Here is a 26,703-nt window from a genome sequence, read left to right as displayed (position 1 = left end):
TGCCCTCGTTACGTTGGCCGCCCTCCCTCTTCCGTTTACGGCGAGTGACACCGGCAGCTGGACGGCGGTGCACCGCGCGGGATCTGCCCGCCATATGAAGCGGGGGTTGCCTCTACTCATCATTATCAAGTGTAGATAGCTCCCGAACAATCTTCAAGGCAACAAAGAGCTTACGGCTGCTCCGGACAGACGCTAATGATTTTCGCTGGAGTACCCGCAGGAACACCGGTCAAAAACATACGAGCTTGCGCATCTATCTTATCTTACTCAGCTCACCTCTCCCGTTCTCCTCTCGCCCGCCAGCCGCTTGCGATGCATCTAGTCCCGCGGCAAAAGAGCCGCTATCCTTCAAGTACCGTCACTCACAGAGCAGTTACTCTTCTTGGTGTCCTTCTCTCGCAACAGAGCTTTACGATTTCGTTAACCTTCATCATCACGCGGTTATCCCCCTCAGGAAAATCAGATTCGCTCGACCGCCGCCCTTTTTCTCACGTACAGTGTTTCGTTGGATAGCCATTGAACCGTTTAAAATTCGCAGTCCGGGTCTTTGCCTCACTTCAAAAAAGTGACAACAAAAAAGACCCGCTTAACGCGGGCCTGTTTCTGCTATATGATTTTATTAAAAGAACGTTATTCCGTAACGCTGGAAAAGAATTGAACTGATTTTAACCGGCCGCTGTCAGGGTCTACGAACAGTTTCAATGCTTGACTGTCCTGCGTATAGACCAAGCCGTCCTCGGCCACCCAGTAAGGCTCACCCAGCGTCTTTTCGAGAGCCTGCAAATTGTTTGCGACCCGCTTGCCGTCGATCGTAATCTGTTTATGCTCAGGCGTAACTTCTACGTATTCTACCCCGTATTCGCCTACGGCCACACTGCAATCGGGATACTCGAGAATTTTCGTATCTCCGAAAAATTCATCTTTCCGGACGGATGTCGGTTCTCCCTTATGTTTGACAATTGTGTTCTCATCGTCGGATAGAGAGATACCGTTAACGTGTTCCAGCTTAACAGAGCCGGATGCCCCGGCAGGCGTTTGCTCGGCCAGAACGACCGCCGGTTTTGCCGATACCGTTTCGCTAGCGCTCTTATAGCCCGCTATGTCCGTCATGGCGCCTCCAGCACCAAGAACCAGAGGAGGTGCCGCCTTAGAAATGAGTCCGTCATCCGCACCTGCGGACGCAGGCACCTCAAGTCCTTGAGCGCCGCCGAAAAGCAGCGCACCGCCAAGCAGCACCATCGTCAGTGATTTCTTGTTCATCTGGAGTCCCTCCTAAGACGTATTGGGGTCATGAGCGGCTAAGGGATGTTCAGCAGAAGGCAAAATGGTTCGTAAAACGAAAACCGTTAGATACCTGAGCGCCTGATTACTGGCCCGCCGCAGACGCTTCGATCGCCTGATCGGCATAGCTGGCATCATAGGCATAAATAAACTGGCTGGGTACCGCCACAACGACAATACGTCCGCGGGAAATTTCCTCTTCGTAATGAGGAATCGCACTGCCGGCCAGCCCCAGCGAGATGAGCTTGGAGCGCATCGCTCTGCCGCTGCCGCGGAAAATAGTCGCCATCGTGTAAGCCATTTGCTCGGCGGAGAAGCCGATACGGCTTGTGTAACGCGGTCTGAGCATCTCTTCCGTGTCTACCGCTTCGTCGGACAGCACATGAATGCAGTGCGGTTCGCAACCGGCGGTTTGAAGCTGACGAATGACATCCCGGATTTCCTTTTCGCTGTCGACGACAATAATGGAATGATTCACTTGAATATCCCCCTTAACCGATACGCTGCTCGAGACGAGGCAGGTAAATTTTCGGAGCTTTGTCGTTGATCTTGTAAAGCACTTCATGATCTCCGACGACACTAATCGTTTCGGCATCCGTCTTGCCAACCGTTACACCGTCGCACAATACACTTCCCTCACCGATAATGGCTTTGTGAAGCTTCACGTTGTTCCCTATCCGGACATTCGGCATGATAACGCAGTCCGTCAGAATGCTGCCTTTGCCTATGTAAACTCCATGGGAGATTACCGAGTTCTGAACTTGGCCGTATACGGCGCAGTTCTCGCTGATCAGGGAACGGTCCACTTTGGCCGTACGGTCGACGTGCGGCTTCACGTTGGCAATCTGGGCCGTATACATCGGCCATTCCAGCTCGCTCATCAGCGGAGAACCGTTGAGCAGGTCCATCTGCGCCTGCCACAGACTGTCGATGGTGCCTACATCCTTCCAGTAGCCTTCATAGGAGAAGGAATGAACGCGTACGCCTTCCTCGACCATCATCGGAATGACGTCCTTACCGAAGTCGTGGGAAGATTGCGCGGACAAATCATCTTGTTCCAGCACTTTCTTCAGGAAATCCCAGTTGAATACGTAAATTCCCATCGAAGCCAGATTGCTTTTCGGTTGAGCCGGTTTTTCTTCGAATTCAATGATACGGCCTTCTTCATCCGTGTTCATAATACCGAAGCGGCTCGCTTCGTCCCAGCCTACCGGCTTCACCGCGATTGTCGCCACAGAACCGAGCTTTTGATGCTGTTCGATCATTTTGCTGTAATCCATTTGGTAAATGTGGTCGCCCGAAAGCACCAGTACATATTCCGGATCGTGCTTTTCGATAAAGTGGCGGTTTTGATACACCGCGTTTGCGGTTCCCGTGAATTCGTTGCCGATTACATGCTCCTGGTTCGAGCAAAGCACTTCAACGCATCCTTTGTCCGTTTCGCTCAGCCAAGCTTCACCTGTTCCGATATGCTGATGAAGAGATTCCGGTTTGTATTGGGTTACTACACCGATCGTATCGACGCCGGAATTGCGGCAGTTGCTCAACGCGTAATCGATCATACGGTAGCGGCCTGCGAAATGAACCGCCGGTTTCGCCGTGTTTTGGGTCAGGGCACCGAGTCGGCGGCCTTCACCTCCTGCTAATAGTATTGCTACACTCTGTTTTCTCATCTCTGTCACCTGATCCTTTCGTAGTTGTCGATTCTCTTTTCTATTTTTCTATAAGAAGAAGTTCTTGTTTATATAGGTACGTGTGATACTTGTCTAACTTTAAATACCCCGTGCGGAGAATTCATAATCACCTTAATTTGATTTGCCCGGTTTTATTTGTACGATCTGTAAATGTATTGCTCTTATGACGTCACAGCCCGGTTTGTTTCTTCTCTCTTAGCTCCACCAACCTCTATGTCTCGGTAATACCTGTTTTTACACCGCCCCCATCCCTTTGAAACAATAAAAAAAGACAACAAAAAAAGCCCCGCAAACCGCATTCTTAGCGTGTTTACGAAGCTTTTATCATGCGCGGAGCTCTTCCGCCTGTATGGTAAAAACAAATTCGGTACCCTGTCCCTCTTCCGAATAAACCTCCATCTTGCCGGACATCAGCTCCACAAGATTTTGGCAAATGACAAGGCCTAAACCGGTTCCCCCGTATTTCCTGGTCATCGAGGAATCGACCTGTGTAAAAGGCTGGAACAGCCGGTTTCTTTTCTCGGCCGGTATGCCGATACCGGTATCACGGACCCGGAATTGAAGAATAATCCGGCTGCCGTCCCCGACCCTTCCCAGATGGCTCACTTTAACCTTAATGCCGCCCGTCTCCGTGAACTTAACCGCGTTGCCGATCAGATTAATGAGCACCTGCCGGAGCTTCAGCTCGTCCCCGATAAGATGGGACGGCACGTTCTCCGCGATTTCCCGTTCCAGCTTAAGATCCTTCTTGCGGCATTCGCCGTAGAACAGATCCATCGTTTCTTCCATGCAAACGTCAAGATCGAACGGTTCGGTGTTCATCTCCATTTTCGAAGATTCCAATTTGGTAAAATCAAGAATCTGATTAATAATATGCAGCAGTGCGGCACCGCTGCGTGAAATGGTATCGGCGTATTCCCGCTGTTCATCCGAAAGCTCCGTTTCCAGGAGCAGGTCGGTCATCGCCATGACCCCGTTCATGGGTGTGCGGATTTCGTGGCTCATCAGCGCAAGGAACTCGGACTTCGCCCGGTTGGCGGATTCCGCCGATTCCTTGGCCGTCAGCAGTTCCTGTGTCCGCATATTGAGAAGCTCCGATTGGTGCTGGAGCTTTTTTTGAACGAGATACAGGTTGACGAAGCCTTCGATCTTCGCTTTCAGCGTGTGCGGCACGAACGGTTTAACGATATAATCAATGGCCCCGACGGAATAAGCCGCGAATACATGCTCCTTCTCGTGGGAGGCCGCCGTTATGAAAATAATCGGGATATCCTTCGATTTCTCCCGTGATTTAATCCAGCGGGCCGTCTCGAAACCGTCCATACCCGGCATCTGAACATCCAGGACAATCACGGCGAAATCGTCGTGCAGTAAACATCGAAGGGCCTCTTCACCCGAGCCCGCTTTTACCAGATGGTAATTCTCTTCCGCAAGAACCGCTTCAAGCGCCAGCAAATTCTCGGGCTGATCATCCACCATCAGTATTTTAATCGGTTCATCCAAGTTCACTTCGAGAAACCCCTTCCTCCAACTCGTCTCCTCATCTTATGCAGCGTCACTGCACCTTGCGGTATATTTTGTCGGCTGTACTGACGGCTTCGTAAGCGGACGCGTGCTTGGTGAAAGTGATCGTTTCTTTATCGCCCAAAATCAGGAAACCCGAAGGTCCCAGACTTTCGTATATGAGCGTATGCACCTGGTTCTGCAGACTGCGTGTTGAAATAGATCAATACATTCCGGCACAAAATCACGTGGAATTCGTTAAACGAACGGTCCGTAACCAGGTTATGCTGGGCGAAGACTATATTGTCACGCAAAAAAGAATGAAGCGTAACGGAATCCTTCGAAGCCGTATAATACTTCGAGAAAGCTTCCTTGCCTCCGGACTGCAGGTAGTTTCTCGTATAATCTTTCATGCTGCGAAGCGGGTAGATTCCTTTCTCCGCCTTCTTCAGCACATCTTCGTTGATATCCGTGGCGTAAATCCGGGTACGGTCGTAGAGCCCCTCTTCGTGCAGCAGGATGGCCATGGAGTACACTTCTTCCCCGGTGGCGCAGCCCGCATGCCAGATGCGGATCGCCGGATACTGGCGGAGCAGGGGGACCACCTTCTGCCGGAAGGTCAGGAACACCTCGGGATCGCGGAACATCTCGGTTACGTGGATCACCAGGTCCGACAGCAGCCGTTCCAGACATTCGCGGTCATGCAGAACTTTCTCCTGGAGGCCCGAGACGGTAGTCAGCTTCTCCGCCAGAATGCGGTGCCAGATTCTTCGCCGGATGGAGGGGTACGAATAATTGCGGAAATCATAGCCGTAAATGCGGTAGATGCCCTCCAGCAGCAGATTAATCTCAATACGTTCGTGCTCGGCCTGCTGACCGGAAAAAGTCGGCAGTTGATCTATAGGTTGAAAATTAGAATCCAATCGTCTCTCTCCTTCTCCTCCGAATCGATCCTGTGGCACGTCTGAGATGTTTCTCATCAGAGGGTTCGCATTTGCTCCTTCTCTTACTTAAACAACCAAACGCGAATTAGAGACATTAATTGATCATTATTTATCGGTTTTGTTATATAATCCGACGCGCCGGCCTGAATGCACTTCTCCCGGTCATCCCGCATAGCCTTCGCCGTCAGGGCGATAATCGGCAGATTATCGAACTGCGGCATGCTGCGGATCTCTTTCATCGCCTGGTAGCCGTCCATCTCCGGCATCATAATATCCATCAGGACCAGATCCAGATCCGGTTCTTTCTCCAGAATGGAAAGAGCCTGGCGGCCGGTCTCCGCAAACAGCACTTTCATATTGTACCCTTCCAGCAGATTGGAGAGCGCAAAAACGTTGCGGATATCGTCGTCGACGAGCAGGACCTTTTTGCCCGAGAAAACCGCCTCGCTGCTGTGCAGGCGCTGGAGGATCCGCTTTTTCTCTTCCGGCAGGGTTTCTTCGACCCGGTGCAGGAACAGCGCCGTTTCGTCAAGCAGCCGTTCGGGCGACTTCACGTTCTTGATGATGATGGACTCCGCGTATTTCTTGAGTCTCATCTCGTCCTTCTTATCGTATTCTTTTTCCGTGTAAATAACAATCGGCAGCCGGCGAAGCTCCTCTTCGGCTTTAATCCGCTCCAGCAGATCGAATGCGGACTGATCCGCCAAGCCGATGTCGAGCACCATGCAGTCGAAATGCTGCTCTCTGAGTTTCACGATCGCATCGTCGGCCGTGAGCGCCACCTCGATAATGACATCGTCATGGCGGATCAGCTCGATCAGATTGTTCAGCTGGACGGGATCGTCCTCCACGAGCAGAAGCTTGCGCAGATTCTGATCGATAAACCCTTCCAGTTCGACAAAGGCCTGCTCCAGCACATCCTTGCTGGAAGGCTTGCGCATGTAAGCTATCGCGCCCATGGAAAGCCCCTGGTGCACTTCGTCGACGACCGACATGACATGTACGGGGATATGCCGGGTCTCGGCATTGTTCTTGAGCTGGACGAGAATCGACCAGCCGTCGACGATCGGCAGCTGGATATCCAGAATGATGCCGTCCGGTTTATACTCTTTCGCCATCTGCAGGCCGATATCCCCCTGCATCGCGACCAGAGCCTTGAATCCGCGGCTGCGGGCCATATCGACGAGCACGTTCATAAAGTGCACGTCGTCTTCGACGATCAGCAGCACTTTATCGTTCTCGGAGATGGTGCCGCGGTCGTCCTCCACTTCGCGCTGGGCGGATTTCGGAGCCGGTTTAACCGGCATGGGGGCAGGTGCCGGAAGCGGCGGTGCCGCAGGACCACCCGGAAGCGGCAGAACCTGCTGCTCCTGTCCCGCGGCAGCGGCCTCCGACGCTGCTCCTACGCGTTCGGAATACTGCCGCTGCGGAATAAACAGCGTGAAAGTACTGCCCTCCCCTTCCCGGCTGCAGATTTCGATCGTACCGCCGAGGAGGCCCGCCAGCTGTTTGGAAATGGACAGGCCCAGACCCGTTCCGCCGAACTGGCGGCTCGTCGTTCCGTCAGCCTGCTGGAACGCTTCGAAAATGATCTGCTGCTTCTCTTCGGCGATGCCGATACCCGTATCCTTGACGGAGAAAGCGATCTGAGGCGTTCCTTCCCGGACGGGATAAACATGCAGATGTACGGAACCTTGTGACGTGAATTTAAAAGCGTTGGACAGCAAATTCCGCAAAATCTGCTCCAGCCGCATACTGTCCGTATAAAGCATCCGCGGCACGGCGCTGTCGATCGTAATTTCGAAGCCCAGCGATTTCTTCCGGGCGACTTGTTCGAACGAGCGCTGGATCGTTTCCATGATATCCGGCACGAGCACATACTCGTCCTGAACCTCCACTTTTCCGGCTTCCACCTTGGAAAGGTCAAGGACATCGTTGATCAGTTTCAGCAGATCGGAGCCGGAAGAGTGAATCGTCTCCGCGTATTCCACCTGCTTGTCGTACAGATTACTGTCTTTATTCTCCGCAAGCATCTGCGAAAGAATAAGCATACTGTTCAATGGAGTACGCAGTTCATGCGACATATTGGCCAAAAATTCGGATTTGTACTTCGATGCCATGGCCAGCTCGAACGCCTGCTTCTCCAGCGCTTCCTTCGCTTCCTCGATCTGGCGGTTAGCCAGTTCCGTCTCTTGAACCTGGATCTGGAGCTGTTTCGTTTTGCGGAGCAGTTCTTCGTTATTCTGCTCCAGCTCTTCCTGCTGGGATTGCAGCAGTTCTTCGGACGCTTTCAGCGCCTTCGTCTGCTCCTCGAGCTTCTCGTTGGAGGTGCGTAATTCTTCCTGCTGGGAAATTAGCTCTTCAGACTGGCTTTGGAGCTCTTCCGTCAATGCCTGCGACATGCGGAGGAGTTCTTCGACCCGTTCGCGGGAACGGATACGGCCGATGGAGACCGCAAGATTCTCCGTCAGCTGCTCGAGCAGATCCAGCTCTTTCTCGCTGAGCATTTTCAACCCCGCAAATTCGACGACCGCTCCGATTTCGTCCTCGGATACGACCGGCTCCACAACGAGATACTTCGCGTCCAGTTGTCCGAAGGAAGACTGGATAGTCAGATACTTATCGACCTCGTCCTGGACCATAATCCGCCGGCCGTCCGCGGCCGCCTGGCCGACAAGACCCTGGCCGAGCGCGAATTCGGGAAGAAGGTTGTCCTCGGGATCTTTGTCGAACGCATACGCGGAGGAGAGGACAAGCCGTGTTCTCATGCCTTCCCGCTCCAGCAGATACACCGCTCCGAACGTCGCGCCGATCATCCGGGACGCTTCCGAAATAAAGCTGCTCGTCAAGTCGTGCATGTTCGTCTGATCCTGAAGGAGCATACTCATGTTCGCCACGTTGGACTTCAGCCATGCCTGATCTTCATTCAGCTTGTTGAACGTCCGTTCGTTATGCATCAGTTCTTCCAGGTCGTCGGCCATCGTATTAAAGACATCGGCTACTTTGCCGAATTCGTCCGTTGTCGTCACCTCGACGCGGTAGCCCGGATCAAACCGGCCGTTGCCGAAGCCTTTGATCATGCCGGTCAGCAGGGCAAGCCCGCGGGACAAGCTGCGCATGATCCAGTACATGACCCCGAGGCCGATCACGAGAGCGGCCACTGTCAGCAAAATCGTCATCAAAAGCGTTTTGCTGTTGGAGGCTTTAAATTCGTTAATCCCTTTTTGTACGTTATCGTCCAGATACTGCGTTAAATGATCCACGCTGTCCGTTACCTGATCCTGATAAGTCACGCCGATATCCGTTCTCAGTTTGTTGGCTTCCACGATCTTGCCGCTTTCGTACAGCTCGATCGCCTGGTTCAGGTAGGTCATAAAATTTTCGGTGCTTTTGACCGTTTCATAGGTTAACTGCTTCTCCACATCCGAATCGGCGGATTTCTGGAGAGCGGTCACCCCTTCTTTCAGCTTTTCTTTGTAAGTGTTCGTTTTAGCCAGATTTTCTTTGGCACCCAATTGATTGGGGTCTGTGTTAAGCAGCAGATTCGCCATATACTTGGCGATCGTATTGACATCCGAACGGGCCGTATAGGCCATCCGTGTCTTGTTAAAGCGGTTGACAAACGCGCTGTCCAGGCTCTCGTCGATACTGCTTATCCGTGTCGTCCCGATTCCCGCAAGCACGAACATCAGAATAAACAAAAGCCCGAAACCCGCCATGAGCTTTGTTGATATTTTCATAGAAAACTTCCCTCTCCCCTTTATTCCTGTCTCTGTAAAAGGCTTATCTTCAAGGAATATCGATCCAGATCAGACAAATATCGTCCATATGGTTGTTTTGAACCTCTTCGTCCAGCAGTTCGTCCACTACCGCGTGAAGCCCCAAATCCCCTTTTTGCTGAACGGCCGTAATAAGCCGCGTCGGAAGCTCCGCATCGGTCTCTTCTATTTCTTCAAGAAGCCCGTCGGTGTACAGGAGGATCCGCGATTTGCCCGTATAGGTGATCCGCCCCGGCTTGATGTCCATTTCCTCGAAAAAGCCGACCGCACAGGTCCCGTTCATAAGCGGGAACGCTTCACCGTCTTCGTTCATAAGAAAGCCCGGCGGGTGGCCGGCATTTACATAGTCGATGGTTTTGTTTTTCGTATCTACCAGCATATAAATGGCCGTAAAATAGTAATTCAAATGATTCTGGTCATTATGCAGCCGGTTCATATACCGGTTCAGCTCGGCAATAACCAGTTCGGGCGTCACAAACTTGGTAATCGTATCCCGGAGGACCGAAGAGATGAACATGCAGACGAGCGACGAAGAGATGCCGTGTCCCATAATGTCCAGCAGCATGACCCCGTAACGGTCTTCATCGATGGGATACCAGTTGTACAAGTCCCCTGCCAGTTCGTAAGAAGGATTATAGTAGGCTTCGATCCGGATTTTCTCGGTTTCGATCGGCAGGCTGAGCACGCTGCTTTGTACGTTTTTGGCCAATTGAAGCTCGGAACGGATCCGGTTGTCGTTCTCTCTGTGCCAGTCTTTCTCGTATTTGAGCCGCAGGGCCGACTTAATCCGGGCTACCAGCTCGATTTTGTTGATAGGCTTGGTTACGTAATCAATCGCTCCCGCTTCCAGCGCCTCCGCCAGTTTAATGGAATCTCCCATAGCCGTGATAATGATAATCGGAATGTCTTTCAGTTCCTCGATCTGCTGCAATCTTTTGCAGGCTTCGATTCCGTCGATTTCCGGCATCATCAGGTCCATCAAGATCAAATCGATTTGTAAATCCGAAGAACTCGGATTGTCGATCTTCAGCATATCAAACAGTTCCATAGCAGAAGAAGCGCGGTGCATGTTGGAGTAGCCCGCGCTTTTCAATATTTTTTCGATCACAATAAGGTTGACCGGATTATCGTCTACAATCATGATGCTCATTCCATGTTCTCCTTTTATAGTGGAATTCTTTTATCCGTGATTCCTCGATCTATTCGGGAGTATTTTGTAACCAAAGCCGTAAGCGCCCGCTTTCTTTCCTGCAACTCGTCAAAGCCGAAACGCGCCGGTTTGGGGGAATAAATCTGCTGCCGCACGCTTGATCTCCCGCAGTTAGTACCCGGAGATTATCGTGCGCCTGAAAATAAGGCAGCTGTACATCTATCCTATTATATAAAATATCCTATTTAAAAGTAACCCCGAAAACGACTCTTGAATCAGGAAAGATTTGATAGTTCATATGCAGATGATTTTGTCAAGAGTTTTGTTTCAGCGACATGGGGGGCGGTTAATAAGAGTCATGAACGACAGGCAAACAACCTGAACAAACGAAGTCGCCGCGGCATCAGCAAGAAGGTTAAGAAAGCTGCGGCTTAAACGATAAGGAGGAGAATGAATATGGAAACCAAAGTGAGACTTGCCGCTAACGAAGAACAAGCCCTGCGCGAGGTAAAAAATTTGCAGGCGGAAGGTTTTAACCTGGATGAAATTTACGTGATGACGCATGATTCCGACCGTACCGAAGGCGTAGCGGAAATGACGAATACGAATGAAGTCGGCGTAGCGGAAGAAGGCTTGATGACGGCCGCCGCCAATCTGTTCCGTTCGAAAGGCGACAAACTGCGCGCCAAAATGGAATCGCTCGGCTTGAGCTCTTCCGAGGCGGACACCTACGAGAAAGAACTTGACCGCGGTAAAATTCTTGTGGTCGCTTATGCGGACCGCGACGGTGACGGCTATCCTCACGACGGACGTCTCCGCGCAGACGAAACGACGCTTCCGCCTACGGGCATTTACATGAGCGGCCGCGATAACCAGAACAGCAATCTGTTCTGACAAGACTGCCATCCAAGGCGGTGGCAAACCATATCGCACAGCCATGATCGGTTTGCATACCAACCTATTCATTTAAATTTAAAAAAGACTATCATTTGAAGGAGGGTTTCTCATGTTAAAATGGGCTATGATTTTTCTGATTGTCGCAATCGTAGCGGGTATTTTCGGATTCTTCGGAATCGTCAGTGCCGCAGCCGGTATCGCCAAAGTCCTTTTCTTCCTGTTCCTCATCCTGTTCGTTATCACACTGATAACAGGTCGAAGATCCTCAGTCTGACGCCGGCTTTCGGCCGGTTATAGGCTGTTAACAACCGTCTCCCTCTGAGAGGGAAACAAAAAAACGCAGCTCTTCTTCTTGAAGGGCTGCGTTTTTTGGCGTTCCGTCTATTCGTATACGGCAGGACGGCGGTCGGCGAATACGGGAATTTTAGCGCGTACGGAGGCCACTTCGGCCAAATCGACTTCGGCGAAAATGATTTCTTCCTCTTCTCCGCCCTCGGCCAGTACCTGCCCCCAAGGATCGATCACCATGGAATGACCGAAGAACGAGGTTCCCTTGCTCTCTCCTACCCGGTTGCAGGAAACGACGATCATCTGGTTCTCGATGGCACGCGCCATCAGCAGCGTGCGCCAGTGATGAAGCCGCGGATGCGGCCACTCGGCGGGCACGAAGAGCATCTGGGCCCCGTCCAGTGCAAGCTTGCGGGTAAGCTCGGGGAACCGGATGTCGTAACAGATGACGGCTGCGGCCGGAATCCCGTCCAGATCGAAACTGCCCCTTTCACTGCCGGCGGCGAGGCTTAAATGCTCGTCCATCAGCTGGAACAGATGAATTTTGGAATATTCGAGAATTTCCTCGCCGTTCCGGTTAAAGCCGTAAACGGTGTTTTTAACTTCCTCGCCCTTCTTCTCCGCAACGGAGCCTCCGATAATATGTACCCCATGCTCTTTGGCAAAAGAGCCGAGCATCTCCCGGGTTATACGGCCTTCCGGATCGGCAAGCTCATGAATCCGGTCCAGGGCGTAACCCGTGTTCCACATTTCCGGGAGCACGATAATGTCCGGTTTTTGCGCTCCGCCGACTGCTTCCAGAAGAAGCTTCTCTACTTTACGCCGGTTTATTTCCGGTTCTCCGATCGTAATATCCATCTGAATAAGCGCTAGACGGACTTTGTTAGGCAACGATTGCTGGTTATCCATTCAGGCACCTCCTGGTTTAGTCTGCCGGGTACGTCAGTCTGCTTTCATGATAGAGGATCGCCCCCCATAGATCAATTCTTTTCTTCCCGTTCTTCTTTGTCAAAAAAGGCGCCGCTGTTCATTTATCCACATGACGGAAGGAAATTACCGGTTCGGCGGCGAAATCCAAGATTAACCATCCTATCAAGTACCTATAAGGAGAGATACCTATGAATTCGTCTCGACCTCTCAGCAGAAGAAAGCTGCTTGCCGCACTCGGCGCCGCTGGAGCCGTTATGGCTGCGGGATCGCTTCCGTCCGCGGTCAAGGCGCGGGGAGCGGAAACTCTCATACATAACGTAAAAGAATACGGCGCCCTCGGTCAGGGCTCCTTCGGCGACACGGACTCTGCGGGCATACAGAGCGCCGTTCACGCGGCCGCCCAGACCGGCGGCATCGTCTACATACCTGCGGGCCGGTATATCCTGACCAAGCCCGTTCAGCTGAAAAGCGGCGTCCGGGTTATGGGAGCGGGCATCGGCCAGACGATCGTGACGGCCGCCGCCGGCTGCGCCTTCACCTCCCTGCCGCCCGCCTCGGATATCGAAATCGGCGGTCTTTCCTTCCACGGCGGGAGTGCGCCCGGAGCTGTCGCTTCGCCTGTCGAAGACAGCATCATCTCCCTGCTTCAAGCGAGCCATGTCAGCATCACGGACTGCCGCTTTTTCACCTTGTCCAGTCCGGTCCTGCTCCGCAACTGCCGCGCGTGCCGGGTGGAACACTGTGACTTCGAGCTTATACTGGGCAATATACCGGGTAAACCGCATTACGGCACCGGTATTTACTGCAGCGGAGGCGAAGGCCACACCTTTTACCGCAATACCTTCAAGAGCGTAACGAACACAGCCGTCTATCTGGACGGAGGCTGTTCCCGGTCGGTGATCCAGTCCAATGAAGTCACCTACATCGACCAGTACGCCTTCCTCATCCAATCCGATCAGGCAGCCGAACCCGCCTCCAAGAATGATATTATTTATAACCGGGTCACCAATCTGACCGCCGCTAAATCGGGAATAACCGGCATTCTGCTGAAACGCAATGTCTCCGGCTGTACCGTTTCCCACAATGAAATCACCAGCCTTGACGGGGACGGCATCCGGTTAGAAGGCGATCAGGAGTCCGGCAAGCTCCAGCCCGCGGACCATACTCTCCAGGGCAATACGATCAAAGGAATCAGCGGAAACGGCGTCGTGCTCAGCAACGCGGTACGCGCAACCGTTCAAAGCGGTACGTTCCGCAATCTGGGGGCGAGCGGCATCCACATCGAATCAAGGGGTGAGACCGGTTCCCGCGAAAACGCGGCCGGCGGAAATCTGTTCAGCGGCTGCAAAACGGCCGGCATCCGGATTTCCGGCAAGAAGAGCACCGGAAGTCTGCTCTTCGGCAACGGAGGAACCGGCAACGGGCAGAACGTTCTCGACGAAGGGACAGGGACCGTGAAAGAGGGCTTTTAAGCGGACAATTCCGAGTGGTATACATCCTTTTGAAATCATGATAAAGTAGGGGTAAATTTAGGATCATACCGGGTCTATCCCTAACGGATCAGCATGATGGAGGCAGTAAAATCATGAACGACAACCTACAAACCGGAAGCTCCCAGCAGCCGGATCATAGCAAATCCAATTTAACAAACACGTCAATCCGCCCTTTAAGAATCGAAGCGGCCAGCCGTATGGCAAGCCTGCCTTCGCAGTTTTTCGCGGGACTCGTCAAAAAAGCGAATGCCCAAATCGCCCAAGGACATGATGTCATCAATCTCGGGCAGGGGAATCCCGATCGTCCCACCCCTCCCCATATCGTAAAATCTCTTCAGGAGTCCGCGGAAAACCCGCTGTATCACAAGTATCCGCCCTTCAGCGGGTACGGCTTCCTGAAAGAAGCGGTTGCGGCACGCTACCGGGAGGATTACGGAGTCACGCTGGACCCGGAGACGGAAGTGGCGATTCTGTTCGGCGGCAAAACAGGCCTCGTCGAGATCAGCCAGTGCCTGCTTAATCCGGGAGACGTCTGCCTCGTGCCGGACCCGGGTTATCCCGACTACTGGTCTGGCGTGGCGCTCGCGGGCGCCGAGATGGCCTTCATGCCTTTGCGCGAAGACAACGCCTTCCTGCCCGACTACGGATCGTTGTCCGAGAACGACGTTAGACGCGCCAAGCTCATGTTCGTCAATTATCCGAACAATCCGACAGCTTCCACGGCTTCCGAAGCCTTCTACGACGAAACGATCGCCTTCGCCGCGAAGAACGGAATTGTCGTGGCCAGCGATTTCGCATACGGCGCGATCGGATTCGACGGCAGCAGGCCCGTCAGCTTCCTCGAACGGCCGGGCGCCAAGGAAGTCGGCGTAGAGTTCTATACCCTCTCCAAAACGTACAACATGGCCGGATGGAGGGTCGGGTTCGCGCTCGGCAACCCGGATATTATCCGCATCATCAATCTGATGCAGGATCATATGTATGTCTCCCTGTTCGGCGGGATCCAAGCCGCTGCCGCAACCGCACTGACCGCTCCCCAGGACTGCGTGCACGAGCTGAGAGGCGTCTATGAAAGCCGCCGCAATGCCCTCTTCGGCGCACTGGGCGAGATCGGCTGGGAAGCCAAGCCTTCGCAGGGCTCCTTCTTCGCCTGGCTTCCCGTGCCCCGCAAATACGGCTCGGCGGAGTTTGCGGATTTGCTGCTGAACGAAGCCAAAGTCGTCGTGGCGCCGGGCATCGGGTTCGGTACCCACGGAGAAGGGTATGTCCGCCTCGGGCTGCTGACGGACGAGGAACGCCTCCGGGAAGCCGTCCGGCGCATCGGCACGCTTCACCTGTTCGATTCGTAATCCGGCGAAGCGGATCGGGTTTTCTTTGCGGGGAGCCTTCTTTACAAGCGGCGGCACGCGTGCTATCCTAGTAAGAAAACATCGAACGTTGTGATGGGAATAGTAAGGAATAACCCGCTTCGCTTCAGAGAAAAGCTCCCCGGCTGAAAGAGCTTTGCAGCAGTTTTCCCGAACCCGCCCCGGAACGGTCAGCGACGAGCTGAACAGTCCCCTGCTGTTATCAGGGACAGAGATGGATGTGCATCTCGATCGGACCTTTTATAGAGGCCCCCTGTTCGCAGCGGGCGCCGGCAGGCCGCTCGGATACGCATCAACCTAAGGTGGTACCGCGGAAGCCCAGGCTTTCGTCCTTACGAGGACGAGGGCCTTTTTTGCATTCTTCCGTCCGGATGCCTCCGCCTGGGGCTCCTGTTCAGTCAGCCTAAGAAGCTGTAAATCCGAACGGAATCAGACGTAAACTACTCGGTCGTACAGACCGTTTGCCAAGGAAGTGAACCAGATGCAGCAGCGAATCGTTGTAAAAATAGGAAGCAGCTCGCTTACCTCGGATGCCGGAGGATTAAACCCGGCTCCTATCGCCTATTTTGCCGCCGAGCTTGCCCGGCTTCAGCAAAACGGACACGAAGTCGTCCTTGTCACTTCGGGCGCCGTAGCGGCGGGCTTTTCTTTCCTCGGCTACAAGTCAAGGCCCAAGCTTGCTTCACGAAAAACAGGCGGCCGCTTCCGTCGGTCAGGCGCTGCTTATGCGCGCTTATCAGGAAGCTTTTCACCAATACGGCATCGGCGCCGCCCAGATCCTCCTTACACGGGACGATTTCACCAGCCGCAAGCGGGTTTCCAACGCGACCGCAACGATGGAAGAGCTGCTGCGCCGCGGGTTTATCCCGATTATTAACGAGAACGACACTGTGTCGGTCGACGAGATCAAATTCGGGGATAACGATACGCTGTCGGCTCTCGTAGCCAACCTGCTCAAAGCGGGCCAGCTGATCATCATTACGGATACGGACGGCTTGTATACGGACGATCCCCGCAAAAACAAAGACGCGCGCCGGATCGAACGTGTCGATGAAATCAGCGACGAGCTGTACCGGATTGCCGGCGGGTCCGGCAGTTCCGTAGGCACCGGGGGCATGCGCTCCAAAATCGAAGCGGCCCGCATCGCCATGCGCGGGGGAATTCCCGTCTTCGTCGGACGTGCCACGGAGCCCGGGGACCTGGGGACGGCCGCGGAAGGAAGCGGACGGGGGACCTATTTCTCCGCCGCCGATCACACGCTGTCCATCAAAAAGCAGTGGGTCGGATTTCACTCCGTTCCCCAGGGAAAAGTAACGGTCGACCGCGGAGCGGAGCAAGCCCTTCTGTCAGGGGGCAAAAGCCTGCTGCCGGCCGGCGTGACCGCCGTCGAAGGCGATTTTCACCCCGGCGACGTGATCGAGGTATGCGGCGAAGACGGCTCCGTGATCGGCCGGGGCGTCGCCAATTACGTGGCCTGGCAGCTTCAGGCCGTAATGGGTCTGGGCACCGGAGAAATTCAGCGAAGAGTTGAGGTTCCCCGCATCGAGGTTATTCACCGGGACGAATGGGTAACCCTGCAGGCTTACCGCGCTTCGCACAATACGCAGCAGCCGCACTAGTGCAGGCCCCTACCCTGTACTGGCGTGGACGTTGACGGGTTCGATCCGCCCACTCTTTATTAGCTTAGCCGGATACACCCTTTCACCGCCGAAGTGGTTCTGCATTTTGCACGGACGCCTTACGCCGTTAGCCGATCAACCCCGGAACTCCGAATTTTAAACGGTGCTTCCGCCAGTTATATAGATCAATACAATCAAATTCCAATAGCCAAGGAGTGAGCTCCATGAGTGAAGTCAGACAAAAAGCAGCTCTCGCGAAAGAAGCCTCGACCCGTCTCGGAAACTTGACCACCGGCCAGAAGAATACCGCCCTTCTAAGAATGGCGGAAGCTCTGGTCGCCGAACAGGACTCCATTATCGCGGCCAACGCCGAGGATTTAAAACGGGGCGCCGATACCGGCCTCGGAACTTCCCTGCTGGACCGGCTGGCTCTTACGCCCGAACGGATCGCAAGCATGGCCGAGGGGCTCCGTCAGATCATCGAGCTTCCCGATCCTGTCGGCGATCAGCTCGAATCGTTTGTCCGGCCCAACGGCCTGCGTGTCGAGAAGATCCGGGTGCCGCTGGGTGTAATCGGCATCATCTACGAAGCCCGTCCGAATGTAACCGTCGATGCCGCGGGACTTTGCCTGAAAACGGGAAATGCGGTAGTTTTGCGCGGTGGCTCTTCAGCGCTGCGCTCTAATGAACGGATCGTTGAAGTCCTGCAAGCCGCACTGGCAGGTACGGACGTTTCTCCGGGCGCCCTGCAGCTTATTTCCGATCCCGACCGGGCTTCGGTGGACGAAATGCTGAAACTGAACGGACTGCTTGATGTTCTGATTCCAAGGGGCGGAGCCTCCCTCATTCAAAATGTGGTCAAAAACGCGACCGTTCCCGTAATCGAAACCGGAGCGGGGATCTGCCACACGTTCGTCGACGAAACGGCAAAACCCGAAATGGCCGAGAAGATTGCCATCAACGCGAAAGTACAGCGCCCTTCCGTCTGCAATTCGATGGAAACGCTGCTTGTGCATAAGAACCATGCGGAGGAGTACCTGTCCGCCTTGACGGGCAAGCTGTCCGCTTTGGGTGTCGAGCTGTACGGATGCGCGCGGTCACGGGAGCTGGTTCCGCAGATCAAAACGGCGGCGGATGAAGCCTGGGATACCGAATACAACGACTATGTCCTCAATGTGAAAATCGTTGATTCCCTCGATGAAGCTCTCGATCATATCCGCCTCCACGGAACGATGCACTCCGAATGTATCGTGACCGAGAATGAAACTCATGCTGCCCGTTTTCTGCAGGAAGTGGATGCGGCCGCCGTTTATCATAACGCTTCCACCCGCTTCACGGACGGGTTCGAATTCGGCTTCGGCGCGGAAATCGGCATCAGCACACAAAAACTTCATGCGAGAGGCCCGATGGGACTTCCCGCTTTAACTTCCACCAAATACAGAATTTATGGCGACGGCCAAATCCGGGAATAATTCCATGTATAAAGAGATCCGTTCCGTGGGAACGGATCTTCACCAACAGTAACAGGAGAGTGAGACTTGTGAACAGCATAATTCATACTAAACGCATCGCATTTGTCGGTGCCGGTTCCATGGCCGAGGCTGTTTTGCGCGGCCTCATCGAGCGGGAAATCACCGTGCCCGGGCAAGTTTTCGTCTCCAACCGGCAAAATGAAGAACGCCTCCGTGAGCTGCGAGATCGTTACGGTGTCGAAGCGAGCTGCGACCCTCTGACCAAAAGAGAACGCATCTCTTCCGCCGATATCGTCGTGCTCTGCATGAAACCCAAAGACGTCGAGGCTTCTTTCGACGAGCTTAAACCGATGCTGAACGAGAACCAACTGCTCGTGTCTGTCATTGCCGGACTGACGATCCGTAAAATCGAACTTTTGCTGGATACCAAAATGCCGATCGTACGGACAATGCCTAACACGTCTTCAACGATAGGACTTGGCGCTACCGGAATGAGCTTCTCCGAAAGCGTGTCCGAAGAGCAGCAGGAGCTCGTGACGAAAATGTTCGAAGCCGTCGGAATGGTGACGGTCGTTCCCGAAGATTATCTCGAAATCGTAACCGGACTTTCCGGAAGCGGTCCCGCTTATGTATACTACTTTATGGAGGCTTTAATTCAGGCAGGCATTGCAGGCGGACTTCAGGAGAACGAAGCGCGCCGGCTCACGATGCAGACACTGCTCGGAGCCGTTCATATGGTAGAGCGTACGGGAGAAGAACCGGCGGAACTCAGACGCAAAGTTACCTCTCCGGGGGGTTCGACCTTGGCCGCTCTTCAGACGCTGGACCGATACAAGTTCCCGGAAGCCGTAGCCGCCGCCGTTTTCAGCTCCGCAAAACGGGCAAAAGAAATGGGCGCCGAGATTGCTCCCCATATCCGTTAAGCGTGCTGCCTCCTATCTTTTCTTAAGCAGGTGATATGTTGTGAATTCCTATTGTTTGGCGACTTACCGCTGTTATGACGATACAGCCGATTTTAACAAGAAAGCGCAGGGTATCGCTGTCGGCCTTACCGTCGGCAGCTGGACCGAGCTTCCGGAAGCCCGCAAAGCCGAAATGCAGCGGCACCTGGGTCACGTCGTTTCCGTAGACGTCCATGAAGCCGGAGAAGCTTCGCCCGGATCCCGGCGATATGCGGATATCCAAATCGCTTACCCCGATGTGAATTTCAGCCGGGATTTGCCGGCTTTGCTGGTTACCGTTTTCGGCAAACTGTCCATGGACGGGAAAATCAAATTGACCGACCTCTCCTTCTCGGATTCGTTCCTATCGGCTTTTGCCGGTCCGAAGTTCGGCCTGCAGGGCGTAAGAGAACTGCTCGGCGTACATGACCGCCCGCTGCTGATGAGCATTTTCAAATCCGTCATCGGTCAGGACCTGCAGGGACTCCGGGAGCAGTTCTATGCACAGGCGGCAGGCGGCGTCGATCTTATTAAAGACGACGAAATCTTGTTCGAGAACCCGCTCACTCCGATCGAGAAAAGGGTAGCCGTCTGCATGGAAGCGGCACGCCGCGCCCGCGAAGTAACGGGACAGAAGCTGCTCTATGCGACGAATCTGACCGGCCCGACGTCCAAGCTGGCCGATCAGGCGAAGAAAGCGATCGATGCCGGCGCCAACGCGCTTCTGTTCAATGTGCTCGCTTACGGATTCGATACGCTGTGCGAGCTGAGCGCCGATCCGGACATCTCCGTCCCGATTATGGCGCATCCCGCTATGGCCGGCGCCTTCTATCCGTCCGCCGAGTACGGCATTTCCGCCTCTCTGCTGCTCGGCAAGCTTATGCGGGTAGCCGGAGCCGATCTCGTCCTGTTCCCTTCCCCGTACGGTTCCGTCGTGATGCCGCGTGAAGAGAACCTGGCGATCAAGCAGGTCCTTCTTACGGAGAACCTGGATCAGGACTATATTTACCGCTATTCCCAGGCGGAAGGTTCAGCCGGCCAGCCATCCGCTTCCGCTATCGGAAGCCCGGCGCTTAAAACAAGCTTCCCCGTGCCATCGGCCGGCATCCATCCCGGGCTTGTCCCGCTCATCCTGCGTGATTTCGGCACGGATGTCGTGGTTAACGCAGGCGGCGGGATTCACGGACATCCCATGGGCGCCATTGCCGGCGGACAAGCTTTCCGCCAGGCGATCCAGGCGACGCTGGAGGGGGCAACGCTTCAGGAAGCCGCCCTGCAGCATCCGGAACTGAAAGCCGCAATCGACGCCTGGGGGGTTAAATCTTGAGTACCCGACAAAAGATCGTGTTCTGTGATTTTGACGGCACGATTACCGTAAACGACAACATTGTGGCGATAATGAAACATTTCAATCCGCCCGGCTGGGAAGCGATCGTGAAGCGTCTCGTGGAAGAAAGGGCAATCTCCGTGCGACATGCGGTCGGTGACATGTTCCGGCTGATCCCTTCTTCGCGGCAGCATGAAGTGATCGATTATGCCATCTCGAATGCGGTTATCCGTGAAGGCTTCGCCGATTTCGTCGCGTTCTGCAAGCAAAACGGAATCAAACTGCTCGTGACAAGCGGCGGAATCGACTTTTTCGTCTATCCGCTCCTGGAATCCTTCGATATACCCCGGGAGCGTATTTACTGCAACGGAAGCTCGTTCGAAGGCGAAGCTATCGAAATTTTGTGGCCGCACGCCTGTGACGAGCACTGCGGAGCGGACTGCGGAATGTGCAAAACGTCGATTATCCGCTCCTATCCCGCCGGCGACTATGAACGCATCCTGATCGGAGACAGCGTAACGGATTTTCAGGGAGCGAAGCTCGTCGAGAACGTTTATGCCCGCTCTCACCTGATCGAACTTTGTGAGGAACTGAAGCTCCCTTATGTTCCTTTCGAAACATTCCACGATATTATCCGTGACCTGGAGGCGAAAATAAAAGCATGACCGAATTAACCTTGGAGCAAAAACAGCACGCCTATGACGAGCTGCGCGTGATCAAAGCAAACCTTGCGACCCGCGGCTGGTTCCCCGCTACAAGCGGAAACCTGTCCGTGCGAGTCGGCGAATTCACCCCGGAGAACTTCACGTTTGCCGTGACATCCAGCGGGAAGGACAAATCACTCCAATCGCCGGAAGACTTTCTTCTCGTGAACGAAAAAGGAGCGCCGGTCGAAGCGACTCGTCTGAAGCCTTCTGCCGAAACCCTGATCCACTGTGAAATTTACAAGTATACGGGTGCGGGCGCCATTTTACACGTGCATACGATGTTTAACAACTTGGCTTCCGAGCTGTACGGCGACGAAGGTTCCATCCCGGTAGAGGGAATTGAAATCATCAAGGCCCTCAACATTTGGGAAGAGGATGCCAAAATCCGCATTCCCCTTCTGCCGAACTACGCCGACATTCCGAAAATCGCCGAGCTCGTGCAGGGCGCCATCGTTCCGCGCATTCCGGGAATCGTGCTGCGCAAGCACGGAATTTACGCCTGGGGTGCCAGCGTGGCCGAAGCCAAGCGGCATCTGGAAGCGTTCGAATTTATGTTCGAATATGTGTATCGCTGGCACCTTCTTAAAAAATAAGCTGTCCTTTCAGGCGTGAATAGACGTTTCGCCGGATCGGTCGAACGCGTCTTCTGATTCTTTTGTACCGGAATAAATATTTCCTCACCAACACGTAAAACCCCCGAAGGAATCTCTTGCGAGAATCCGATCGGGGGTTTCTTGTTAGCGGGCGGGCCGCTCTGTAAGAACGAGCTGTACGTACGACTAGCGGTTGCCTCTGAATTTTTGTGTAAATTCTTTCGCCTGCTCCACGGTCGTAATCCGGTTCCGGCTCCATTCCAGCAAGATGCGGTCCACATAGCGGAAATGAACTTTGCCCGCGAAAACGGCTTCTTTGAGAGCGGCCAGCACAAGCTCTTCCTTATAGCCGTCCCTATCCAGCCAGCTCGTTATCGTTTCAAGCTCCATGGGAGTCAAAGGCCGGGCAAATTCCGCTTCGAAGATCGAATATACATCTTTTTCACGTCCAGGCTGTGCTTCCGCTTTCTGGGCTTCCGCCTGCCTGGCCGCTTTTTGAAGGAGATCCTCCGCGTAGCAGCTCGCGATTTTTTCGTACATCGGCCTCAAATTGTACCGCTCGTACTGGATATCCGACACGCTGTCGATTTCCTGTTCAATCCGGAGCACGCCGCTGTTCACAAGCTTTTGAATGCCTTCGATCACTTGATCCTGCGGGGCTGTCATCCGGTCTTGAATCTCATCGTGCGTCGGGAAATCTTTCTTTTCATTCTCCTGGAAAGCCAGGATATGAATAAGCAGCATGACTTCAAGTTCGGACAGCTTCATCCGGTGATAATACCTCAAAAGCAGATGCGGAACGGCCACGGTTCCTGCTGTCATTCCTGCAAGGAGAGCCCGCTCTACCCGCTTGCGATCGTTATCGTTCGGTTTCAAATCCATCCTCCTCTTTCTAGCTCGGCCGGTGTGACCGGCCACCCCGTACGTACAGGCTGCATTCCTGCCGTATTACGGGTACAGACGGTAAAGCAGACGCGGGAACGGAATTGTCTCACGCACATGCTCCAGACCGCAGATCCAGGCGACCGTGCGCTCCAGACCGAGCCCGAATCCGGAATGCGGAACCGTGCCGTATTTGCGCAGATCCATATACCACTGATACGCTTCGGAAGACAGTTCGTGTTCCTTGAAGCGCTCTTCCATCAGCTCGGGATCGTCGATCCGCTGGCTTCCCCCGATAATTTCGCCGTACCCTTCAGGCGCGATCATATCGGCGCAGAGCACGACTTCCGGACGGTTCGGATCAGGTTTCATGTAGAAAGCTTTAATTCCCGTCGGATAGTGCGTAATGAAGACCGGCTTCTCATACTTTTCGGCGATGGCCGTTTCATGCGGAGCGCCGAAGTCTTCTCCCCAAGGGAATTCATGACCCGTGTCCTGCAGGAACTGAACCGCTTCATCGTACGTAATGCGAGGGAACGGAGCCTGGATCTTCTCCAGCTTGGAGATATCGCGGCCCAACGTTTCAAGCTCGCTTCGGCAGTTTTTCAGAACGGTCTGGACCACATGCGAAACGAACTGCTCCTGCACGCGAAGGCTCTCTTCGTGATCGACAAACGCCATTTCCGGCTCGATCATCCAGAACTCGATCAGATGGCGGCGTGTTTTGGACTTCTCCGCGCGGAAGGTCGGTCCGAAGGAATACACTTTTCCCAGCGCCATGGCGGCGGCTTCCATGTAAAGCTGTCCGCTTTGGGTCAAATAAGCGTCTTCATCGAAATATTTCGTATGAAATAGATTCGTCGTCCCCTCGCAGGAGGATGGCGTTAAAATCGGCGGGTCGACAAGCTGAAAGCCCTTGTCATCGAAAAACTGCTGAATCGCACGGATAATCTCCGCGCGGATAACGAGAATGGCGCGCTGACGCGGAGCACGCAGCCACAGGTGGCGGTGGTCCATCAGGAAATCCACGCCATGCTCCTTCGGCGTAATCGGATAATCCTCGGTAATCTGAATGATTTCCACGCCTTCAACCGTCAGTTCATACCCGCTCTTGCTGCGCGGTTCCTCACGAACCGAGCCCGTTAAGTAAAGCGAGCTTTCCTGGGTTAATTTCGAAGCGGCTTCCCAGACGTCTTCGCTCACTTCGCTTTTTACGACAACCGCTTGAATAAAGCCGGTTCCGTCACGCAGACTGCAAAAATTGAATTTTACCGCTTTTGCGCTTGTTGTGCAGCCAGCATCCGATTCTTACGGATTCGCCGACATGATTCTTGACTTCATGAATCGTACTCATACTGCTCATCTGACGTCTTCCTCCTTGCGTTGACATGGAAAAACGGCTCAATGGCCGTTTTCTCCCATCCACCTATTGTACTATAAACCAGTGGTAAAAAAAATCATTTTACCGCTTCGCTTCATGCAGCCCGTTCACCAGTTGGAACGTATCCCGCGCGATCATCCACTCTTCGTTCGTCGGAATGACAAGCACTTCTACCTTCGAATCGTCCGTCGAAATACGTTTCTCGATTCCCCATCCGTTAATGTTCCGCTCGGAGTCGAGTTCCAGACCGAGATAGGAAAGTCCCTCACATACCGCTTTGCGCAGAATAACGGAATTTTCCCCTACACCGGCGGTAAATATGAGGACATCGATGCCGTTCATTGCCGCCGCATAAGAGCCGATAAATTTACGCAGCCTGTACGTATACATATCGAAGGCCAGCTTCGCGTTTTTATCCCCGCTGTCCATCGCTTCCGTAATTTCACGCATATCGCTGCTCAGCCCGGATATGGCTTGCAGCCCGCTGTGCTTGTTCAGCATGGAATTCACTTCGTTGAGGGACAAATCCTCTTTGCCCATTGCGAATGTGACGACAGCCGGATCGAGATCCCCGCTCCGCGTCCCCATCATCAAACCTTCAAGCGGGGTAAGCCCCATGCTCGTATCCACGGATTTACCGCCCTGGATAGCCGTGCAGCTTGCGCCGTTTCCGATATGGGCCGAGACGATTTTAAGCTCTTCCAGCGGACGGTCCAGGAACCTGGCGGCACGCTCGCTCACATATTGATGAGAGGTACCGTGGAAGCCGTAACGCCGGACTTTATGTTTGCTGTACCAGATTTTTGGGATCGCGTACATGTAAGCGTGAGAAGGCATCGTCTGGTGGAAAGCCGTGTCGAACACGACCACCTGAGGCACGTCGCCCATATTCGCCTCCACGGCGTTAATCCCCAGCATATGCGCGGGATTGTGCAGAGGCGCCAGGTCAAACAGCCGCTTGATCTCCTTTTTCACTTCTTCCGTTACGACAACCGAGGAAGAAAACGCTTCCCCGCCATGCACGATACGGTGACCGACCGCATCGATTTCATTCACCGACTCTAAAACCCCATGCTCTTTATGAACGAGCATATCCAGCACCTTTTTGATCGCCGTCGTATGCTCCAGAATTTCGCTGACTTCACGGACCTCCGTCTTTCCTTCGGGCTCGTGGGTAAGAATGGCCGAGTCCAGCCCGATCCGCTCTACGCGGCCTTTAGCGAGCACGGACTCATCCTTCATATTGTACAGCTGATATTTTACCGACGAGCTTCCTGCATTAATGACGAGAATATTCACATTCTGTCACCTTCCTTATCGTACCGGAAAAATCCTTCCCCGGTTTTAACGCCCAAATGTCCGGCATGCACCATCTGCTTCAGCAGGAAGGAAGGCCGGTATTTCAATTCGCCGAATTCACGGAACATCCGGTCCAGCGCGGCCAGCACCGAGTCCAGTCCGAACCGGTCCGCCATCTCAAGCGGCCCGTGCCGGAACTCATAGCCTTTGCGCATCGCCAGATCGATATCTTCAGCCGAAGCCACGCGCTCCGCGAGCGTATGAACCGCTTCGTTAATGAGCAGGCAGATAAGCCGGGACGTGACAAAGCCGGGCGACTCGTATACCTTGATCGCCGTTTTCTGAATCACGTCTTCCACAAAGCGGCGTGTCAGCATGTACGTGTCTTCCGAGGTTTTCAGACCGCGGATAATTTCGACAAGGTCGATTTTGGCAACCGGATGAATAAAATGAAGACCGATCACCCGCTCCGGATGCTTCGTGGAAGCGCCCAATTCCGTAAGACTAAGCGTAGATGTATTGGAAGCCAGAATCAGATCCGGGCCGCAAATTTCATCAAGCTTCCGGAATAAGCTTTTCTTAAGATCCAGATCTTCGGAAATCGTCTCAATCACCATATGGCAGGAAGGGAGCTCTTTCAGATCCGTCGTTTTATGAATGCGAGAAAGAATCAGCTTCTTCTCCGCACCGGTAATAGCCCATTTCTCCAGCTGTTTATCCAGACTCAGCTCAATCATGGCCCAAGAATGTTCCATTCGTTCGTTATCTTTCTCCACCAGGACAACCTCAAGGCCTTTAGCCGCCAACATCTCGGCTATCCCTTGCCCCATCGTTCCTCCACCGATAACACCTATCTTTTTATATTGCATCCCTATTCTCCTCTTCATCCGTTAATCTAGGGGTGTCGATTTTTATATCTGTTTTCAAGTCCATCATACACCGTTTTCATGCCTTTTTCATTAGTATACACAAAACTTTCAAAAGCAACTGCCCTATTTCGACAACTTTCGCATACTGTGAAAAAGAACACAGACAATCACGCTTCATTATACGGTTTCTTACCCGTTTAGAAATAGTGGAAATCTGGAAATTTTCAATGGTTTAAGTAAACGAAAAAAACACCTCCGCAAGCAAATAAAGCGGACGTGTTTTTAGA

At 53.6% G+C, this 26,703-nt stretch carries 18 protein-coding genes and 4 pseudogenes; 10 read left to right on the top strand and 12 right to left on the bottom strand.

From position 1 onward, the window contains the following. Positions 1-630 precede the first annotated feature (630 nt). The 7 genes and pseudogenes from ABC395_RS09405 to ABC395_RS09375 form a co-directional block, all read right to left on the bottom strand. The gene (locus ABC395_RS09405) at positions 631-1,260 is read right to left on the bottom strand and encodes a hypothetical protein (protein ID WP_413002476.1); all 630 of its coding nucleotides are present in this window, start codon (positions 1,258-1,260) and stop codon (positions 631-633) included. 106 nt (positions 1,261-1,366) lie between these two features. Further along, entirely contained in the window at positions 1,367-1,759 is a 393-nt protein-coding gene (locus tag ABC395_RS09400; protein ID WP_413002474.1) for a general stress protein, read from the bottom strand. Between the two features lie 13 nt (positions 1,760-1,772). Beyond that, positions 1,773-2,954, bottom strand: a complete 1,182-nt coding sequence (locus ABC395_RS09395) for a glucose-1-phosphate adenylyltransferase (RefSeq protein WP_413002472.1) — start codon at positions 2,952-2,954, stop codon at positions 1,773-1,775. A gap of 366 nt (positions 2,955-3,320) precedes the next feature. Continuing rightward, positions 3,321-4,484 (bottom strand): annotated as a pseudogene (locus ABC395_RS09390) (response regulator); the annotation flags it as partial. A gap of 46 nt (positions 4,485-4,530) precedes the next feature. Further along, a pseudogene (locus ABC395_RS09385) lies at positions 4,531-5,401 on the bottom strand (CheR family methyltransferase). Between the two features lie 83 nt (positions 5,402-5,484). Continuing rightward, positions 5,485-9,162, bottom strand: a complete 3,678-nt coding sequence (locus ABC395_RS09380; protein WP_413002471.1) for a response regulator — start codon at positions 9,160-9,162, stop codon at positions 5,485-5,487. A 49-nt stretch (positions 9,163-9,211) separates the two neighbouring features. Next, positions 9,212-10,351: a SpoIIE family protein phosphatase gene (locus tag ABC395_RS09375; RefSeq protein ID WP_413002469.1), complete on the bottom strand. Its 1,140-nt coding sequence runs from the start codon at positions 10,349-10,351 to the stop codon at positions 9,212-9,214. A 456-nt stretch (positions 10,352-10,807) separates the two neighbouring features. On the opposite strand from ABC395_RS09375, the gene ABC395_RS09370 reads away from it, so the two are divergent. Next, positions 10,808-11,245 carry a YflT domain-containing protein gene (locus ABC395_RS09370; RefSeq protein WP_413002467.1) on the top strand — a complete coding sequence of 146 codons (438 nt, stop codon included), beginning with the start codon at positions 10,808-10,810 and terminating at the stop codon, positions 11,243-11,245. 112 nt (positions 11,246-11,357) lie between these two features. Then, positions 11,358-11,522 carry a DUF1328 domain-containing protein gene (locus ABC395_RS09365; RefSeq protein ID WP_413002465.1) on the top strand — a complete coding sequence of 55 codons (165 nt, stop codon included), beginning with the start codon at positions 11,358-11,360 and terminating at the stop codon, positions 11,520-11,522. A gap of 107 nt (positions 11,523-11,629) precedes the next feature. Here ABC395_RS09365 and ABC395_RS09360 read toward each other — a convergent pair whose 3' ends face one another. Next, entirely contained in the window at positions 11,630-12,445 is an 816-nt protein-coding gene (locus tag ABC395_RS09360; RefSeq protein WP_413002463.1) for a carbon-nitrogen family hydrolase, read from the bottom strand. A 209-nt stretch (positions 12,446-12,654) separates the two neighbouring features. Here ABC395_RS09360 and ABC395_RS09355 point away from each other — a divergent pair, with 209 nt between their 5' ends. The 8 genes and pseudogenes from ABC395_RS09355 to mtnB all read left to right on the top strand — a co-directional run bounded on the left by ABC395_RS09355 (position 12,655) and on the right by mtnB (position 21,985). Next, positions 12,655-13,938: a right-handed parallel beta-helix repeat-containing protein gene (locus ABC395_RS09355; protein WP_413002461.1), complete on the top strand. Its 1,284-nt coding sequence runs from the start codon at positions 12,655-12,657 to the stop codon at positions 13,936-13,938. A 113-nt stretch (positions 13,939-14,051) separates the two neighbouring features. Next, positions 14,052-15,308, top strand: a complete 1,257-nt coding sequence (locus ABC395_RS09350) for a pyridoxal phosphate-dependent aminotransferase (protein WP_413002460.1) — start codon at positions 14,052-14,054, stop codon at positions 15,306-15,308. Between the two features lie 499 nt (positions 15,309-15,807). Beyond that, positions 15,808-16,945 (top strand): annotated as a pseudogene (proB, locus tag ABC395_RS09345) (glutamate 5-kinase). Between the two features lie 224 nt (positions 16,946-17,169). Then, positions 17,170-18,417 carry a glutamate-5-semialdehyde dehydrogenase gene (locus ABC395_RS09340; protein ID WP_413002458.1) on the top strand — a complete coding sequence of 416 codons (1,248 nt, stop codon included), beginning with the start codon at positions 17,170-17,172 and terminating at the stop codon, positions 18,415-18,417. Between the two features lie 68 nt (positions 18,418-18,485). Further along, the gene (gene proC / locus ABC395_RS09335) at positions 18,486-19,340 is read left to right on the top strand and encodes a pyrroline-5-carboxylate reductase (protein WP_413002456.1); all 855 of its coding nucleotides are present in this window, start codon (positions 18,486-18,488) and stop codon (positions 19,338-19,340) included. Between the two features lie 40 nt (positions 19,341-19,380). Then, positions 19,381-20,685 carry a 2,3-diketo-5-methylthiopentyl-1-phosphate enolase gene (locus ABC395_RS09330; RefSeq protein WP_413002454.1) on the top strand — a complete coding sequence of 435 codons (1,305 nt, stop codon included), beginning with the start codon at positions 19,381-19,383 and terminating at the stop codon, positions 20,683-20,685. After that, positions 20,682-21,350 (top strand): 2-hydroxy-3-keto-5-methylthiopentenyl-1-phosphate phosphatase, encoded by a 669-nt coding sequence (locus tag ABC395_RS09325; RefSeq protein WP_413002452.1) that lies wholly within the window; start codon positions 20,682-20,684, stop codon positions 21,348-21,350. Before ABC395_RS09330 ends, ABC395_RS09325 begins: the two co-directional genes overlap by 4 nt. Continuing rightward, positions 21,347-21,985 carry a methylthioribulose 1-phosphate dehydratase gene (gene mtnB, locus ABC395_RS09320; protein WP_413002450.1) on the top strand — a complete coding sequence of 213 codons (639 nt, stop codon included), beginning with the start codon at positions 21,347-21,349 and terminating at the stop codon, positions 21,983-21,985. Before ABC395_RS09325 ends, mtnB begins: the two co-directional genes overlap by 4 nt. A gap of 186 nt (positions 21,986-22,171) precedes the next feature. Here mtnB and ABC395_RS09315 read toward each other — a convergent pair whose 3' ends face one another. From ABC395_RS09315 to ABC395_RS09300, 4 genes and pseudogenes are all read right to left on the bottom strand, one after another. Further along, a complete protein-coding gene (locus ABC395_RS09315) occupies positions 22,172-22,861 on the bottom strand; it encodes a DnaD domain-containing protein (protein ID WP_413002448.1) in 690 nt (229 codons plus the stop codon). 72 nt (positions 22,862-22,933) lie between these two features. Continuing rightward, positions 22,934-24,230, bottom strand: a pseudogene (gene asnS / locus ABC395_RS09310) (asparagine--tRNA ligase). A 99-nt stretch (positions 24,231-24,329) separates the two neighbouring features. Beyond that, positions 24,330-25,547 (bottom strand): acetate/propionate family kinase, encoded by a 1,218-nt coding sequence (locus tag ABC395_RS09305; protein WP_413002446.1) that lies wholly within the window; start codon positions 25,545-25,547, stop codon positions 24,330-24,332. After that, on the bottom strand, positions 25,544-26,416 hold the full coding sequence (locus tag ABC395_RS09300) for a 3-hydroxyacyl-CoA dehydrogenase family protein (protein WP_042228387.1): 873 nt from the start codon (positions 26,414-26,416) through the stop codon (positions 25,544-25,546). Before ABC395_RS09300 ends, ABC395_RS09305 begins: the two co-directional genes overlap by 4 nt. Positions 26,417-26,703: the final 287 nt, after the last annotated feature.

This window comes from Paenibacillus canaveralius (assembly GCF_047238265.1).
Classification (GTDB): Bacteria; Bacillota; Bacilli; order Paenibacillales; family NBRC-103111; genus Paenibacillus_F.
The sequence above is the reverse complement of the archived record's forward strand: the minus strand, read 5'-3'. Positions and strand labels throughout refer to the sequence as shown.

Bases quoted from the DNA above. Each gene is read 5' to 3' on its own strand.
- ABC395_RS09355 (WP_413002461.1), top strand. From the start codon at position 12,655: ATGAATTCGTCTCGACCTCTCAGCAGAAGAAAGCTGCTTGCCGCACTC.
- ABC395_RS09375 (WP_413002469.1), bottom strand. From the start codon at position 10,351: ATGAGCATCATGATTGTAGACGATAATCCGGTCAACCTTATTGTGATC.
- ABC395_RS09405 (WP_413002476.1), bottom strand. From the start codon at position 1,260: ATGAACAAGAAATCACTGACGATGGTGCTGCTTGGCGGTGCGCTGCTT.
- ABC395_RS09380 (WP_413002471.1), bottom strand. From the start codon at position 9,162: ATGAAAATATCAACAAAGCTCATGGCGGGTTTCGGGCTTTTGTTTATT.
- ABC395_RS09340 (WP_413002458.1), top strand. From the start codon at position 17,170: ATGAGTGAAGTCAGACAAAAAGCAGCTCTCGCGAAAGAAGCCTCGACC.
- ABC395_RS09395 (WP_413002472.1), bottom strand. From the start codon at position 2,954: ATGAGAAAACAGAGTGTAGCAATACTATTAGCAGGAGGTGAAGGCCGC.
- ABC395_RS09350 (WP_413002460.1), top strand. From the start codon at position 14,052: ATGAACGACAACCTACAAACCGGAAGCTCCCAGCAGCCGGATCATAGC.
- mtnB (WP_413002450.1), top strand. From the start codon at position 21,347: ATGACCGAATTAACCTTGGAGCAAAAACAGCACGCCTATGACGAGCTG.
- ABC395_RS09370 (WP_413002467.1), top strand. From the start codon at position 10,808: ATGGAAACCAAAGTGAGACTTGCCGCTAACGAAGAACAAGCCCTGCGC.
- ABC395_RS09365 (WP_413002465.1), top strand. From the start codon at position 11,358: ATGTTAAAATGGGCTATGATTTTTCTGATTGTCGCAATCGTAGCGGGT.
- ABC395_RS09300 (WP_042228387.1), bottom strand. From the start codon at position 26,416: ATGCAATATAAAAAGATAGGTGTTATCGGTGGAGGAACGATGGGGCAA.
- ABC395_RS09360 (WP_413002463.1), bottom strand. From the start codon at position 12,445: ATGGATAACCAGCAATCGTTGCCTAACAAAGTCCGTCTAGCGCTTATT.